This is a genomic window from uncultured Tateyamaria sp. (assembly GCF_947496075.1).
Taxonomy (GTDB): domain Bacteria; phylum Pseudomonadota; class Alphaproteobacteria; order Rhodobacterales; family Rhodobacteraceae; genus Tateyamaria.
Map to the genome: position 1 here is coordinate 1,287,724 of NZ_CANMBJ010000002.1, position 16,135 is coordinate 1,303,858.

At 56.6% G+C, this 16,135-nt stretch carries 15 protein-coding genes; 11 read left to right on the top strand and 4 right to left on the bottom strand.

Features of this window, described 5'->3' with window-relative positions; all coding sequences use genetic code 11:
• Nucleotides 1-9: 9 nt before the first annotated feature.
• Genes Q1A51_RS10440 through Q1A51_RS10455 form a run of 4 tightly spaced genes read right to left on the bottom strand, consistent with a single transcriptional unit; the run spans nt 10 to nt 5,432 of the window.
• Nucleotides 10-2,223, bottom strand: coding sequence for an iron ABC transporter permease (locus tag Q1A51_RS10440; RefSeq protein ID WP_299596402.1), 2,214 nt, complete (start codon nt 2,221-2,223; stop codon nt 10-12).
• Entirely contained in the window at nt 2,224-3,249 is a 1,026-nt protein-coding gene (locus Q1A51_RS10445) for an ABC transporter substrate-binding protein (protein WP_299196867.1), read from the bottom strand.
• A 57-nt stretch (nt 3,250-3,306) separates the two neighbouring features.
• Nucleotides 3,307-3,774, bottom strand: coding sequence for an NUDIX hydrolase (locus Q1A51_RS10450; RefSeq protein ID WP_299596397.1), 468 nt, complete (start codon nt 3,772-3,774; stop codon nt 3,307-3,309).
• Nucleotides 3,771-5,432, bottom strand: coding sequence for a Na/Pi cotransporter family protein (locus Q1A51_RS10455; protein ID WP_299596393.1), 1,662 nt, complete (start codon nt 5,430-5,432; stop codon nt 3,771-3,773). The genes Q1A51_RS10450 and Q1A51_RS10455 overlap by 4 nt, the downstream gene beginning before the upstream one ends.
• A 168-nt stretch (nt 5,433-5,600) precedes the next feature.
• On the opposite strand from Q1A51_RS10455, the gene Q1A51_RS10460 reads away from it, so the two are divergent.
• From Q1A51_RS10460 to Q1A51_RS10510, 11 genes are all read left to right on the top strand, one after another.
• The gene (locus tag Q1A51_RS10460) at nt 5,601-6,437 is read left to right on the top strand and encodes a DeoR/GlpR family DNA-binding transcription regulator (protein ID WP_299596391.1); all 837 of its coding nucleotides are present in this window, start codon (nt 5,601-5,603) and stop codon (nt 6,435-6,437) included.
• A 10-nt stretch (nt 6,438-6,447) separates the two neighbouring features.
• Nucleotides 6,448-7,422, top strand: coding sequence for a phosphate/phosphite/phosphonate ABC transporter substrate-binding protein (gene phnD, locus Q1A51_RS10465; RefSeq protein ID WP_299596389.1), 975 nt, complete (start codon nt 6,448-6,450; stop codon nt 7,420-7,422).
• 59 nt (nt 7,423-7,481) lie between these two features.
• On the top strand, nt 7,482-8,273 hold the full coding sequence (phnC, locus tag Q1A51_RS10470; protein WP_299596387.1) for a phosphonate ABC transporter ATP-binding protein: 792 nt from the start codon (nt 7,482-7,484) through the stop codon (nt 8,271-8,273).
• A complete protein-coding gene (gene phnE, locus Q1A51_RS10475) occupies nt 8,270-9,085 on the top strand; it encodes a phosphonate ABC transporter, permease protein PhnE (protein WP_299596385.1) in 816 nt (271 codons plus the stop codon). The genes phnC and phnE (Q1A51_RS10475) overlap by 4 nt, the downstream gene beginning before the upstream one ends.
• The gene (gene phnE, locus Q1A51_RS10480) at nt 9,085-9,900 is read left to right on the top strand and encodes a phosphonate ABC transporter, permease protein PhnE (protein ID WP_299196832.1); all 816 of its coding nucleotides are present in this window, start codon (nt 9,085-9,087) and stop codon (nt 9,898-9,900) included. Before phnE (Q1A51_RS10475) ends, phnE (Q1A51_RS10480) begins: the two co-directional genes overlap by 1 nt.
• Nucleotides 9,901-9,905: 5 nt before the next feature.
• Nucleotides 9,906-10,802, top strand: a complete 897-nt coding sequence (locus tag Q1A51_RS10485; protein ID WP_366869858.1) for an HAD hydrolase-like protein — start codon at nt 9,906-9,908, stop codon at nt 10,800-10,802.
• Nucleotides 10,799-11,452 carry an HAD-IA family hydrolase gene (locus Q1A51_RS10490; RefSeq protein WP_299596381.1) on the top strand — a complete coding sequence of 218 codons (654 nt, stop codon included), beginning with the start codon at nt 10,799-10,801 and terminating at the stop codon, nt 11,450-11,452. The genes Q1A51_RS10485 and Q1A51_RS10490 overlap by 4 nt, the downstream gene beginning before the upstream one ends.
• A gap of 433 nt (nt 11,453-11,885) precedes the next feature.
• Nucleotides 11,886-13,103 (top strand): hypothetical protein, encoded by a 1,218-nt coding sequence (locus Q1A51_RS10495; protein ID WP_299596378.1) that lies wholly within the window; start codon nt 11,886-11,888, stop codon nt 13,101-13,103.
• On the top strand, nt 13,090-13,518 hold the full coding sequence (locus Q1A51_RS10500; protein ID WP_299596375.1) for an integrase core domain-containing protein: 429 nt from the start codon (nt 13,090-13,092) through the stop codon (nt 13,516-13,518). Before Q1A51_RS10495 ends, Q1A51_RS10500 begins: the two co-directional genes overlap by 14 nt.
• Nucleotides 13,519-14,056: 538 nt before the next feature.
• Nucleotides 14,057-15,028 (top strand): ABC transporter ATP-binding protein, encoded by a 972-nt coding sequence (locus Q1A51_RS10505; RefSeq protein WP_299596372.1) that lies wholly within the window; start codon nt 14,057-14,059, stop codon nt 15,026-15,028.
• On the top strand, nt 15,025-16,128 hold the full coding sequence (locus Q1A51_RS10510; protein ID WP_299596369.1) for a dipeptide ABC transporter ATP-binding protein: 1,104 nt from the start codon (nt 15,025-15,027) through the stop codon (nt 16,126-16,128). Before Q1A51_RS10505 ends, Q1A51_RS10510 begins: the two co-directional genes overlap by 4 nt.
• Nucleotides 16,129-16,135: the final 7 nt, after the last annotated feature.

Genomic DNA, 16,135 nt, shown 5'->3' on the forward strand with positions numbered 1-16,135 from the left:
CGTAGGTCCTTACACATTGGTGCGCGATTGGGTTATGCGCCGTCCGATCTGTGTCCGCCCAACAGTGAACTGCATGCAGGCGACAACAGACAGCATCACGAAGATCAGCGTCGTGGAGTAGGCGATTGCAAGGCCGTAATCGTTATTTTCGACCCGGCCAATGATATAGCTGGTGGCCATGTCGTATTCCGCTGAGACCAAGAAGATCACCGCCGAAATCGCGGTCATGGCGCGCACGAAACTATAAACCAACGCCGCAAGGATGGCTGGGCGCAAGAGCGGCAAGATGATCCGGCGGAAGGTCTGCCAGGAATTGGCTCCCAGCGTGAGCGAGGATTCATCAAGCGATTTGTCCAGCTGGGACATGCTGGCGATGCCGGCCCTGACCCCCACCGGCATGTTTCTAAAGATGAAGCTGACCACAAGAATGACCCCGGTGCCGGTGATCTCGATCGGGGGTACGTTAAAGGCAAGGATGTAGCTGACTCCGATCACGGTGCCCGGAATGGCAAAGCTGAGCATCGTGCCGAACTCGAAGGTGTCCTTGCCTGCGAAACTCTGGCGGGTCAGCAGATAGGCGGTCACCAAACCCACCGCGGCGGTTAGAGGCGCTGCAAGCGCGGCAATGGTGATCGTCGTCCAGAAACTATCCCAGGCGGCCCCGGTCCAGCGAATGCCCTCCGCCTCGATGCGGACGGAGAAGGCCGTGATATAGTGCTTGAAGGTCAGGGTGTTGTTGACGCCCCAAAGCTCCACCACGCTGCCATAGATGATCATGCCGTAAACGATGACCGTGAAGACAGCCCAGAACAGCGCAATCAGCAGAACCGGCACTGAAAGGCCTGCTGGCATCAGGGGATGCACACCTGCGTCGCCTTTGCCCGTCACTGTGGTGTAGCTCTTCTTCCCGAGCCAGGCGCGCTGTGCGTAGAAGGCCGATAGTGTGAAAAACAGCAAGACCATGGCCAGAACCGCCGCGCGGCCCTGATCATATTGCGCGCCCACAATGGCAAAGAAAATTTCGGTCGAGAGCACGTCGAAATTGCCGCCCAGAACCAGCGGGTTACCAAAATCGGCCATGCTTTCGATGAAACCCAGCAGGAAGGCATTTGCGAGACCTGGGCGCATCAGCGGCAGCGATATGGTTCGGAATGTCTGCCACCGGTTCGCGCGCAGCGTTTGCGCGGCTTCCTCCATGGAGGGTGACACGCCCTCGACCACGCCGATGAGTACCAGAAAGGCAATGGGCGTGAAGGCAAGTGTCTGGGCTATCAGCACCCCTGGCATGCCGTAAAGCCAGCGGGTGGGTTGGGCGCCGAAGAGGTCGGCGAAGAACACGGTGACCGAGCCAGACAGACCAAAGAGCAGGATCAGTGCCAGACCAATTACGAAGGGCGGAGTTATGATCGGCAGGACCGTTAGCGCCCGCAACGCGCGTTTGTAGCGGAAGCCCGAGCGGGTCACGACAAGCGCGAAGCAGAGGCCAAGAGCTGTGGTTATGAGGCCAACAAGGATGGCAAGAATTAGTGAATTCCACGCCGCCCCGCACCGCGCGCCCCAGAAACAGCCCAAGCTCCAAAGCCGGTCGTCGAAGAATTTCGACGCAAAGACCGATGCGGAATATGCTCCATCTTCGGTCACGAATGCAGCGAAGAGCATCTTGGCAATTGGGAAAAATACGAAGACGGTGACGATGGTGATGATCCCGCCAATTGCACTGACGACAAAGACATCGCCGTTGATCGCACCCCGTGCAGCGATGCCTTGAGTTAACACAAACAGGAAGGCGGAGGCACATATCATGGCGCCGTAGCCCATGCCGAATTGGCGAATCTTGAGGTCCCCGAACAGGGCCTCCTGCCATTCGAAATTGAACCCACGGATGCCGATTGAAAAACCCTGGAAAATCAACCAACCAAAGCCGAGAGTACCTGCAAGGATCAATATCTTGGCGTAGAATGGGTCGGACTTCGGACGACTGAGAGCCAAGAGCGGCAAGGTCAGCGGGAACAGAAGCGGTGCAAGCCACAGCTTTTCGCCCTGTACGGTCAGGAACAGTCCGGGCGCGTAATCGGCGTCAAACGGGTAGCCGTCAAACAGCCATTCGAACGACCAGAGGCCGTCCTCTACCATATACCATGGCAGAAGACAGAAGCCGACCCACCCAGCGATGATCCAGAAGATCAGAGCCGGATGGGTCGTTTTTGTTGTGGTGTCGCTCACTTACTGCGGCAGGACCGATACCTCTTCGTCCCATTTCTGCAGCAGGCGTTTGCGCTCGTCCGACGATCCGTATTTCTTGAAATCGTAGTCGATCAGCTTGATCGTCGACATATCCGGCGCGCTTTCAGAGGTTTCTGCGCCCTTGTTCGAGGGCACCTGGAAGGCGTTCACCTGTAGGGCAAGGTTCTGCGCGTCGGTGCTGAGAGCCCAGTCATAGAACTTCTTGGCTTCCTCCTCGTTCCGCGCACCGTCGATGATCGACATGGAGCCGATCTCATACCCGGTACCTTCGCAAGGCGCGACAACCTTGATCGGGAAACCCGACACAGCCTGTTTCACGGCGTCATGCATGAATACGATGCCAACAGTGTTTTCACCGCGGCCCGCGGCCTTGATCGGAGCAGAACCGGACTTGGTGTATTGGTTGATGTTGGCGTGCAAGCCCTTCATGAATTCGAACCCGTCATCCTCGCCAAAGATCTGCACCATAGAGGCCAGAGTGGTGTAGGCCGTGCCAGACGAGTTCGGGTTGGCCATCTGTACGTGCCCTTTGTATTCGGGCTGCAGAAGGTCTTTCCAGCAGGCGGGCTCCGGAAGATTATTCGCTGCGAGAAGGTCGGCATTATAGCCGTAGCCCAAAGCGCCCGAATAGATACCGATGGTCTTGTCGCCTGCGCTTTCGGCTTGAGAAATCGCCCAGTCATGCAACTGGTCGCGCATCGGCGAGACATATTCCATGGTCAGGCCTTCTTCGGCCGCCTGAAGGTGTGGGTCGCCGGTGCCACCCCACCAGACATCTCCCTTGGGATTCGACGATTCCGCGCGGATCTGAGCAAAGGTCTCACCCGACGACTTGCGCGTCATGTTGACGTCGATACCCGTGGCATCCTCAAAGCTCCGCGCCATAAGCTGGCACCAGTCTTCCTGTGCCGAGCAATAAAACGTCAGCTTGTCAGCTTGTGCGGCACCCATTGATGCGGCCAGCGTGATCAGCGAGCTTGCCGCTGTCAGTGTCAGTTTTTTCATTGTTGTCCTCCCATTGGAATAAGTCATCCGGTTTGCCCGGCTTTAATTAATCCCGGCTCATGCGGCCGGGCGTAGGTCTTCCAGTGCTGTCAGGATATCCGGGGTCTGAGCCAGATCCTGTAGCATTGTCATCAATTCTTTTTCTTCGACCAGCTTTGCAGCCTCCTTGAGCGAAAACCAGTGTCTCTTGCGTTCCTCGCGTTCTTTCCAGCGACGTTTCAACTTATCAACGATCATCGGATAGACCGTCACCCGGCAGAGAACGGATTGTCCTTTCGCAAGTCCTTTCATGTAGTGATAGTTGCCAATCGGCTGATCCGATACAAAGCCGACAGCGCCAGCTTCCTCTAGGGCTTCGATCTTGGCGGCCTGCCACGGCTTTTTGCCATCCATTGTCCAGCCCTTGGGCATGATCCAGCGCCCCCGGTCGCGGGAGGTGACCATCAGGACACGCAATCTGTTTTTCCTGTCCCATCGCAAAGGCAGGGCCGTGATCTGTTCGGCTTCATGATGCGTTGCGCTCATGCCAGACCTCCAACGCGCCTGCGGTGTGCCAACCGGCTGCCCAGAAGGTCGCCTGTTTCCTCGGCAATCGGATAGGCGACGTAGCTGAGAGCGGCGTTTACCTGTTTCAAAAGGCGCAACACGTCTTGATGGATGTTCGTAGTCTCGATGCTCGCCGTTTTGCCAAGTTGCAGGCGCTTCAAATGTCGTTCTTGCAACCTTAGTTCCTCGACACGGATACGATCCTTTTCAGCAACCAACTGCCGGGCCGCTTCAGCATCGCCGGTGGTAAGCACCTGAAGCGCAAGTTGACCGTTGGTGACAACTTGATCGTGGAAATGCTCAAGATCTTGCAGGCCTTCATCCGAAAAAGACAGGGCGCTATCGTGCATATTTCGTGCCAATGCAGCCAGATTGACGGCGATACGATCGCCTGCTTCCTCAAGGCTGTTTGCCGTTGCGACGATTTCGAGTGTTTTTTTCTGATCCGCCTCGGTGAGATCACGTTCTCGTAGGTGCGAGATGTAGATTTTGGTCTCGAAGTGCATCTGGTCAATCTTGTCTTCGCAAAGGTCGATTTGCCGCGCCATGTCAGGGTTCCAGCTTCGAAACTGTTTCATCACTGGGACAAGGATCGTTTGAACAGTTTCGGCCATGCTCAGCAATTCGCGTTGCGCACAGGCCAACGCCAAAGGCGCGTGATCCAGCGTAGTGGTGTCTAGCGCGCTGACCGTGTCCGTGGTGGTGTCGGATCGCGAAGGCACCAGAGCCTCGCCCAAGCGGATCAGCATACTGACGCAAGGAAGCGCGACCAAAAGCATGACAAAGTTCAGGAGAATATGAGTCAAAATAGCTAATTGGCCGGCGGGAACGAGTCCAATGGCTGGCTGGAACGCGCCAAGAACCAGCGCTGCAAGGAACGCGAGCGTCACTCCACCTCGCGCAGCAAGATTGCCGATAGCCACGATGCGCGCAGGCCGCTCGGCACCTGACAGCAAGACAAGGGGGATGACCGCACCGCCTAGGTTTGCGCCGATCACCAGCGCCATCGCAACAGCGGGTGATACAAGGCCAGTCGCAGCAAAGGAGGCAAAGGTCAAAACTGCGGCAAGGCTGGAATGCATCACCCATGCCAGGATAGCCGCTATTACAAAGGCACTAACCAGATCACCATGAAGATACGCAGCGATCGATTGCACGATCTCGCTTTCGCCGATTGGAGTTGTTGCCATACGGATCATTTGCAGTGACATCAGTACAAGCGCAAAGCCGATCAGAATGCGTCCAACCTGTTTGGTCTTGCGCTGACGTGCCCTAAAAAACGTTAGGATGCCGGCCAGCAAAGCGAATGGAACGGCAGCCTGCACGGGCAGGAACAACACCTGCGCCATAAGTGCAGAGCCCAGATCGGCCCCAAGGATCAGAGCCAATGCGGCAGGGACTGCCAACATACCGGAGACGGCGAACCCGGCCCCGATCAAGGCAACGGCGGTAGCGCTTTGCACCACCATCGCGGACACAATGCCACCCGATGCAGCTGAGATAGGGCTGCCGGAAAGGGCGCGTAGCCACCGTTTTAACTCTGGCATGAAGGCCCGTTCAACACCGGTTCGGATCACGTTTATGGACCAAAGAAGCAAGGCGACCGCCGCCGCGAGTTGGGCGGCCAAAAAAATCATGGGCGCTTTGTTTTTGGGATGTCCCGTAAGTGCTGCATTCGCATACTGAGTTCCGGGTTTTTGCCAATCTTTTCAAAAACGTTGCATTAATTTGTGGCCTAAGCAACAAATTAATTGCACCGGCGACGGAAAGGTCACATTTTGGAAGGGCAGGGGATTTGTCGCTATATGCCGGAACCAAAGGACAAGCGTAAGGAAAAGGCCCGGTTTAAAAAAACCGAGCGACGACGGCAAATCCTCCTCGAACTCAAGTTGCGCCCGCATGTGCGGATCAACGAACTTGCTGGACGCTTCAACGTTTCAACCGAGACTGTTCGCCGTGATTTAGACGCGTTGTCTGATGATGGCCTCATAGCGCGAGCACATGGCGGCGCCTCCGCACCAGCTCAAGGGCACTATCCCGGTCTCGATGAACGCGCCAATGCGCGCATTGATGAGCGCGAGAACATAGGCCGGCGTGCAGCCGAACTGGTGCGGGACGGCGAAACGTTGATGATCGATTCCGGCTCGACCACTATCGAGATGGCGCGCGCATTGGCATATAGAGGAACGCCGTGCACGGTGATCACAAACTCCATTCCGGTAGCTATGACCCTTGGCCATGGCGCGGCACAGGTCCTGCTATGCCCGGGCGATTACTTGGCAGCGGAATCGGCTGTCATCGGAACGGAGACGTTGGAATTTCTAGGCCGGTTCAATGTGGATCGCTGCATGATCGGCTCGTCGGGTTTTTCCGAAGAAGGGCTGTCCGAGACGGTGCGGGGATTTGCGGCGGTCAAGCGCATGATGCTGCAGCGTGCAGCATCACGGCATCTTTTGATTGATTCCGAGAAATTTGGGCGCAAAGGATTGGCGCAAGTAGGTGACCTGTCAGAACTTCAGTCTATTGTGGTCAATACAAAACCAACCGGCGCGCTTCTCGGCGCCCTGGTCGCCGCGGGGGTGGAAATTAATGCCGCGGACGAAACACAAAAATCAAACGCGGCCGAAAGTGCCGCATCCTAGGGAGGACAATATGAAACTGGATATCAAACTACTGCTCGGCGCATCTGCCATTGCGCTCATGTCACTGGGCGGTACGGCATCTGCGCAGGACTGCCCACGTGGTGATCTGGACGCGCGCTTTTGCGACGCGGATGGCGACCTGATCGCAGACATCCCCACCGATGCGGCGGACCAACTGGATCCCGACACATTGATCTTTGCCTATACACCGGTTGAAGATCCCGCGGTTTACAAAACGGCCTGGTCAGATTTCCTCGGACATCTTGAGGCGGAAACCGGCAAGGACGTCGTGTTCTTCCCTGTCCAGAATAACGCAGCTCAGATAGAGGCGATGCGTTCGGGCCGTCTGCACATTGCAGGTTTCAACACCGGCTCCAACCCGCTGGCTGTGAACTGTGCGGGCTTCCGTCCCTTCACCATCATGGCCTCCAAGGACGGCAATTTCGGCTATGAGATGGAGATCATCACCTATCCTGATTCCGGTATCGAGGCGGTCGAGGATATCAAGGGCAAGCAGCTTGCATTTACATCGCCCACCTCGAACTCAGGCTTCAAGGCCCCGTCAGCGATCCTGAAGGGTGATTTCGACATGTTGCCCGAGCGGGACTTCGAGCCCGTCTTCTCGGGTAAACACGACAACTCGATCCTCGGTGTGGCCAACAAGGACTACATGGCGGCTTCGATCGCGAACTCGGTAAAGTCCCGCATGATCAGCCGCGACGTGATCAGCGAAGACGACGTGGTCACAATCTACAAATCGCAAACCTTCCCCACCACGGGCTTTGGCACGGTCTATAACCTGAAGCCGGAATTGCAGGACAAGATCCGCAATGCTTTCTTCAACTTCGAGTGGGAAGGCACCACGCTGCAGGCCGAGTTCGAGAAATCGAACGAGGGCCAGTTCCTGGAAATGACCTATCAGGAATTCTGGGAAGTCATCCGCAAGATCGATACGGCCAACGGCGTTTCCTACGCCTGCGAGTGATCCATACTTGATATGGCGGGCCATACCGGCCCGCCAACCACCCTTATCTGGGGCAATTCATGCTGCGCCTTCAAAAGCTTACCAAAACATATAAAACGGGCGACCAGGCGTTGAAGGCGATTGATCTCGACGTCCCCAAAGGCCAGGTTCTGGCGTTGATCGGTCCCTCCGGGGCAGGCAAGTCCACGATGATCCGCTGCGTCAACCGCTTGGTAGAACCGTCAAGCGGTGCGGTCCTGCTAGAGGATGTGGACTTGACCAAACTCGGTGCGGGCGCACTGCGCAAGGCGCGCCGCGAGATGGGTATGATCTTTCAGGAATACGCCCTCGTTGAACGCCTGACAGTGATGGAAAACGTGTTGTCGGGTCGACTGGGTTATGTCGGGTTCTGGCGTAGCTTCCTTCGTCGTTATCCACAATCGGACGTCGACGAGGCGTTTCGCCTGCTGGACCGTGTTGGTCTGCTGAATATGGCGGACAAGCGCGCAGACGAGCTCTCTGGCGGTCAGCGTCAGCGTGTCGGTATCTGCCGGGCCCTCATTCAAAACCCGAAGCTTCTCCTGGTGGATGAACCCACCGCATCGCTCGATCCTAAGACCAGCCGCCAGATTATGCGCCTGATCACCGAACTGTGCCGGGAACGTGGCCTTGCCGCCATTATCAACATCCACGACGTGGCTCTTGCCCAGATGTTTGTGCCCCGCGTCGTTGGCCTGCGCTTGGGCGAGATCGTTTATGACGGTGGCCCGAACGGGCTGACCCCCGACAAGCTGACTGAGATTTATGGCGAGGAAGACTGGGAAGCGACCATTGAGAAGGTCGAGGATGACGAGATCGAGGCGGCAGAATGAGCGACATAACCCTCGACCAGATGCTGGGACGAGGCTGGAAAAAGCCGCCATTCGTCAAACGCGCCTGGTTGCGCTGGACGCTGATCATCGGTTTTATTGTCTATCTGATTGCTGCTGTGTCGACGATCGAGGTCGACTGGGGCCGCGTCTACGACGGCCTCGACCGAGGCTGGCAATTCGTGCTCGCCTTCACCAGCCCGGATTTCACCTCGCGCTGGACTGACATCTGGGAGGGGCTGCTGGAGAGCATCGTCATGACGGTTGCTGCCTCGGTTGTTGGCATCCTGATTTCGATCCCAATCGGCCTTGGTGCGGCGCGCAACATCGCCCCTCTTCCGGTTTACGTGGTCTGCCGGGGCATCGTCGCCATCAGTCGTGCGCTTCAAGAAATTATCGTGGCAATCCTGCTGGTAGCGATCTTTGGCTTTGGCCCACTCGCGGGCTTTCTGACCTTGTCTTTCGCCACCATTGGTTTCCTTTCCAAGCTTTTGGCCGAAGACATCGAGGCCATGGACAAAGTGCAGGCGGAGGCCATAAAAGCCTCCGGCGCGCGCTGGACGCAGTGGATCAACTACGGGGTTCAGCCGCAGGTCATGCCGCGCCTTGTGGGTCTTTCGATGTACCGGATCGACATCAATTTCCGCGAAAGCGCGATCCTGGGTCTCGTGGGCGCGGGCGGCATCGGGGCCACGCTCAATACCGCCTTTGACCGCTACGAGTATGACACTGCAGCTGCCATTCTGATCATGATCATCGTGATTGTCATGGCGCTTGAGTATCTGTCAGGCATCATCAGGGCGAGGGTTCAGTAATGCCGGTTCTGGAACGCGAGGATGCGCGGGTCTGGCGTCGGCGGACGACGGGCGAAAGCCTGATCCGCTGGTTTGGCTGGCTCCTGGGCGTGGCTGTCTTTGTCTATTGCTGGCAGATCATTTCTGCCTCGACGACTTGGTTCTTTGTCTGGGACGCCCCGCGCATCGCAAACGATATCTGGACACGTGCGACACCGCCGCGATGGGAATATATTACGCAGCTTGGCCGTCCAATCTGGGATACGCTGAACATCGCGACCCTCGGCACGATGATTGCGCTCTGCCTTGCCGTCCCAGTGGCCTTTCTGGCCGCGCGCAACACGACGCCTTCGGCGCTCATTATCCGGCCCATCGCGCTGCTGATCATTGTGTCCACACGCTCCATCAATTCGCTCATCTGGGCGCTCTTGCTGATCGCAATCATTGGCCCCGGCGTCTTTGCAGGTGTGATTGCAATTGCGATCCGCTCCATCGGGTTCTGTGCAAAGCTGCTCTACGAGGCGATTGAGGAAATCGATCACACCCAGGTCGAGGCGATTACAGCTACGGGTGCCAGCCGCTGGCAGGTCATGGCCTACGGGATCGTGCCCCAGATCCTGCCTGCGTTTGCCGGAATCGCCGTGTTCCGCTGGGACATCAACATCCGCGAATCCACCGTGCTGGGGCTGGTTGGGGCGGGCGGCATCGGTTTGCAGCTTTCGGCCTCGCTAAACGTGTTGGCCTGGCCGCAAGTCAGCCTGATCCTGATCGTCATTCTCGCCGCTGTTGTCATCAGCGAATGGGTGTCGGCCAAAGTCCGCGGAGCCATAATTTGACCGCGATGTCGGTAGAAGAGGCGTTTCATGCCTATGAGGCTGCCCGGTATCGGCTGTCACCGATTTCCACCGATAGCAGGACCTACAAGACGGTGGAGACACTTGCCGATGTCGCGGATGACTTCGACGTGTTCTTCCTCGACGCTTTTGGCGTGCTCAATATCGGTGAGACGGCCATTTCCGGCACGTCCCAAAGGATCATGGACCTGAAGGCTGTGGGCAAACGTGTGCTTGTGGTCTCGAACGCCGCGGGGTCTCCCCATGCCACGTTAATTAAGAAATACACCCGCCTCGACTATGATTTCGCGCCGGAGGACGTCATCACCAGCCGCGCGACGCTGCTTGCCGAAATGAACGGGGAGCGTGGCATGCATTGGGGGCTGATGGCCACGCGCAGCATCGGGTTGCAAGACTTTGAAGGGCTCAGTCTCACCTACCTTGAGGAAAACCCCGCACTATATGACACGGTCGACGGGTTCTTGCTGATCGGCTCGGCGGCCTGGACCGACGCTCGGCAGGCCCTTCTCGAAGACGCGCTCGCAAAGCGCATGCGTCCGGTCGTGGTGGGCAACCCGGATATCGTGGCCCCGAGAGAGAAAGGGTTTTCCACCGAACCCGGCCATTTTGCTCACCGTCTGGCCGATCGAACCAAGGTCGTCCCGAAATTCTTCGGCAAGCCTTTTACCAACATCTTCGATTTGGCGTTCAAACGGATTGGACCCGTCGACCGAGCGCGCGCCCTGATGGTCTATGATAGCCTGCACACAGATATCCTCGGGGCGCAGACGGCAGGCATCGCCTCGGCCCTGATCTCCGACTACGGTTTCTTTGCGGGCCACGATGTCCCGCACGCTATCGCGCGCTCTGGGATTGTGCCGGACTACGTGGTATGCCGACCATGAGCGCCCGTATCGTCTTTGATCTCGACGGCACGTTGATCGACAGTGCACCAGATATTCGCGGTATCGCCAACGCGGCTTTGGCGCGTTTTGGTGCGGATCCGATCTCGCTTGCGCAGACACATGACTTCATTGGCGAAGGGGTTACCGTCTTTGTCGAAAAGATGCGCGCCGCAGGTGGGTTGCCCGACAGCTTGCAGGATGAATTGTTGAGTGACGTGGTCGCACGTTACGATGACGCCGTCGGCCTGACTGTCACCTATCCAGGTGTTCTGGAAGCTCTGACCAGCCTGTCTCGCGACTACCGCCTGGGTGTTTGCACCAACAAGCTCTATCGCCCCGCAATGGCTGTTCTGCAGCATCTGAGGTTGGCCGACTTTTTTGAGGCCGTGTCAGGAGGAGACAATCCACTGGGCCGCAAGCCTGATCCAGCGGCTCTTCTTGCTGTCTACGAAGAGCTTGGCGATGGCCCTTTGATCTATGTTGGTGACAGCGAGATCGATGCAGAGACCGCCAGGCGCGCTTCGATCCCATTTTTTCTGTTCAGCGAGGGATATCGAAAACAGCCGATCTCCTTGATTCCACATGACGTCGCATTCGCGGCATTCAGTGACTTGCCCGATCTGCTTGTGTCCTATCTTGATGGCATGTGAGTTCTTTTACTGCTCACAGTGTTCCCAGATCCAACACAGAAGTGCGTGATTCACTATTGAACCGCAGTAGTTGAACCTGATCAATCGGCTGAAGACTTCAAGCATGTCAGCAGAATAAACCCTCACGGCGCATCAGATATCCGGTGAATGGCCGGTCCATCCGACCCTTTTGTGTGACGCTGTCACCGTTTCCTGACTGCCACGCCATCCATTACGCCTTCGGCAGTATTGGCTTCATCTGGCTCAAGAAAAGGAAAATCAGTTACTTTGTCTTTTGAATTTCCAAGACTCCCGATTCTGGTATTTTTGGTAGCGTCGATCCTAAAGCCTAAGAGCATCTGCATCCGATTTCTTTGCGGTGAAATGAATAAGTGCGCCTGCGCCCGTGTTGTCAGGACGGAACGCGCAATTTCAATGGCAAAGGATAGGATCGATGGCAACTTGGAGCATCATTAGTCACCCCGACATTTGGAAGGTCATTCAAAAGCACAAAAAAACGCAACTGCTGAATGCGCCGAAAATCTCTTTTGACTATACGGCGACGTTTCCCGACAAGGTCTTCAAAGAGATTAAGGCTGACCCGCTTTTGATTGAAAAGATACGAAATCCTTGTGAGCTCTTGTTCAACAAGATGATTGCTGAGATGTCGAAGATCACTCAGGAATACGACAAGGTTGTCGCGGCAAAGCGCCAGGCCATCACGGATAGAGGTGACATTCTGGCCGTCAAAACTCTGAAGGCTCTTCCTGCCGCTCTGGAAAAGCAGCTGAACACAGTGTCGAATACTTATGTATCCAAGATGGATGCGGCCTCAAAAAAGGGTTGGGACGATTACGTCAAGTTAAAGACCGCTTACAAGAAGTTCAGGATAAAGGTCAGGGTCGACTTCGCCCTGCGTGGTGTAGGCGTTGCCATCAATGCGATCAAAGTCGTCACAGCGGGGCCGGTTGGAATCGTCTTTGCTGTACAGGGTACGCTCAAGGATGCGGTCTCAACGGCCAATGAACTGTATCTCATCTTCCGAAAGCTGGAAAAGGTACAGGAGCGGATCGAAACCGGCGTGAACGCACTGTCAGACAAGATGGCGGGCGGCAAGGGCAAGAAGGCAGATGTGCTGAAGTCATTCGCCGCGAGCATCACGGGCTATTGCGGCAAAACGGGCAAGCAAATGCAGAAAGAGCTTAGGTTCTACGAGGGCCGGATGGTCGAATATGAGCAGAAGGCGCACACGCTGAGCAAACGTTTGAACAAGCTGCTGGAGAAGGCGGAGTCGCTTGCAAAGAAGCTGCCGAAAGAGGTGGCCCAAGATGTGAGCAAGATCGAGACTGAGGTCGGCACGCTGATCACGATGGTCAAGGATCGTGTCACAAAACTACCCAACTACAAGACATTTCACAAAGATACGAAAAAGACACTCGACGACTTGATGAATGACAAAGGCCTGAAGAATCTGGATAAATGGATCAACGCCTTCGAAACGGCTGTGGATGCGGCCAAGATCGCGACAGGGGCGGCGAGCACCGATGCCTCAGGCTGGAAGAATATCGACAAGACGCTCGTGACGACTAACGGCTACCTTGTCTCGCTTGGTAAGGCTGTAGAGCGCCACTACAAAGGCGTGTCAAAAACGGTGGCGAATGCCGTCGCTTGATATCGGAGCGCGCACCTTAGGTGCGCGCCTTGCTCCGATGGCCGCTCTTTACGCTGCCAAGCAGCGCTATGCATTGAGTACATGCGGCGATATTCACGCTGCGCGCGTAGCGAGAAACATCAATGCCGGAGATGGGTTCAGAGCTGACAACGTTCTCGAAGCGTTCTATCCGTTACTGCTGAAGCAAGGTTCGCGAGAGTACGTCCAATCAAACAACAGGCCTGAGTTCGCCGCTGGAACAATGCAGGGCTGGCTCCGGCGGGTTGGCATCAAGTCTATCCGCATCTATCCTGCATCACCTTGGGAGAATGGATGCAATGAGCGGTTCAATGGGACACTTCGCCGGGAAGTTCTGAATGCCAAATGGTTCACCACAACCGAGCGAGCTTTGATCGTCATCCATCACAGAAAGTAATGCAATCACACCAGGCCCCGCATCAGGCGCCCACCAGGCCTGGAAACGCTATTTGAAAAAGCACAGTTCTGTGGCCCGGAAACATGTGGATAGGCACGAACTGTACAGCACAGCTACGAACTGACGTATTCGTCTGGCGCTTATGCATGATCAACTGGCGTCGGTTCGGTTCGCAAGGCGTGGTACTCTCGAATTGAGACACTCCAGGCGCAATTGCGCAACATAGCGAACCATTTCGGTCGCAAACACGAGTACAGGCCTACTGCGGCCCCCCGCTGCTGCGTTCAATCCAAGAGCAGAACGGCCTCCCGATCGTCTGCAGCGCCTTTTGCCTGATCCATATGCACTGAATGTTGCCCTTAGCGGCTCAACGGGCTGACCCAGCCGGTTTGGTATTGACAGTTTGACACGTTTAAGGACCGATACCAATCTTAAATTGGTTCGTATTTTCATACGTTCTTTGTCACGGAACCAAGCAGTGTCACAAGTTAAGCAAGATTGTCAGACCGGATTGCATGAGCCACCTAATGGTTGTGCCATGGAGTTGACCAGCTTGGCCTTGCGCTTCCGCGGACAATCAAATGACGTCGTGGATCACGTATCCCTAGAGGCCAAATCGGGTGAAGTGCTTTGCATTGTCGGCGAGTCTGGCTGCGGCAAGAGCGTCACTGCGATGGCTCTAATGGGATTACTTCCGCAAGAATCCTCGATAATTTCATCGGGAAATCTGAGGGTTGGAGAAGACATCTTCGATCTCACGCGCGATACCTTGCCGCGCGTCATGCGTGGCAGTCGCATCGCGATGATTTTTCAGGAACCCATGACATCCCTGAACCCAGCCTTTCGCATCGGGGATCAGATATGCGAGGCGATCATTCAACACAGTGGCGCCACGCGCCCCGAAGCGCGTGCCCGTGCGGAAGACATGCTGCAACGCGTCGGCATTGCCAACCCTTCTCAGAGGCTATTCGAGTATCCACACCAATTGTCCGGCGGTATGCGTCAACGGGTCATGATCGCGATGGCTCTGGCCAACGACCCTCAGGTTCTTATCGCGGATGAGCCGACAACTGCGCTTGATGTGACGATACAGGCGCAAATCCTCGACCTGATCAGGGACCTGCGCGATGCGACCAGGATGAGCACCATCATGATCACCCATGATCTTGGTGTTGTTGCAGAGATCGCCGATCGAATAACGGTCATGTACGGCGGTCAGGTGGTTGAGCAAGGGCCCGTGAGAGAGGTTTTTGACAACCCGCAGCATCCCTACACGATTGGTCTGATGAGCGCGATGCCCGGGCTGGACCGTCCGGGCGAGCGATTGGCGATTGTTCCGGGCACGGTTCCGACGATTGCGAATATGCCTAAAGGTTGCCGTTTCCGAACCCGGTGCGCCTTCGCAGCGGCGACATGTGCGCAGCGACCCACGCTCTCGGAGATTGCCCCGCAGCACCACGTCGCATGCCACTTCGCGCCTCTTGAAGAACACATTGAGGTGACCCGTTGAACCAAAACGTCATCCTCGAGGCCATCGATGTCGTGAAGCATTTTGGAATGGGTTCTGGCTGGTTATCTCAAACGCCGGTTGTGCAGGCGGTCGACGGTGTCTCACTTGAAGTGCGGCGCGGAGAGACCTTCGCGATTGTGGGCGAGAGCGGCTGTGGAAAATCGACGCTCGCACGCCTGCTGATGCGGCTTTTGACACCAACCTCCGGCGATGTGCTGTTCGACGGACGACAGGTCAGTACGATCCAGGGCGAAGAGCTGAAGACGCTGCGCTGCGACATGCAGTTCATTTTTCAGGATCCCTTCTCCTCTCTGAATCCGCGGATGACGGTCGCCAAGCTTGTGGCGGAGCCTCTAGAAATTCATGCGCCCGCGCTGTCCGCACAGGACCGTCGCGCCAAGGTGGCCGAGCTGCTGCGCCAAGTTGGATTGCGCGCCGAACACGCAGACAGGTATCCTCACGAATTCAGTGGCGGCCAGCGTCAACGGATCGGCATCGCGCGCGCGCTGGCCTCAGGGCCGAAGCTCATCATCGGGGATGAGCCGGTTTCGGCGCTGGACGTTTCGGTGCAGGCGCAAGTGATCAATCTTTTGGGCGATCTGTCCCGCGACCTTGGGCTGACCCTTGTGATCATCGCACATGATTTGGGCGTGATCCGGCACATGAGCGACCGCGTGGCCGTTATGTATCTGGGCCGGATTGTCGAGATTGGCACGACCGAGGATGTCTTTTCGGAGCCCAAACACCCCTACACACAGGCGCTTTTGGCCGCAATCCCGTCGATGGACGGGCCAGTGACGGATCATAGTGCGACGGTTCACGGCGAAATGCCCAGCCCATCGGATCCGCCGCCGGGCTGCCGGTTCCACACACGCTGCCCACACGCGCAGGCGCTTTGCAAAACGCAAAAACCGCATCTGAGTGCCGTACAGGACGCATCCCATCAGGTAGCCTGCCATTTCGCAGACACGTTGCAACGGCGGCACCGCCCATCAACCGCAACACAGAAATCCAAGACTGCCGAGGCACGTTTCGCGCTTTACCGCGCGGCGACAGAAGGCGGCGCCGTCACGCACAATGCAAAACAGGATCAGCCATGAACAGAGA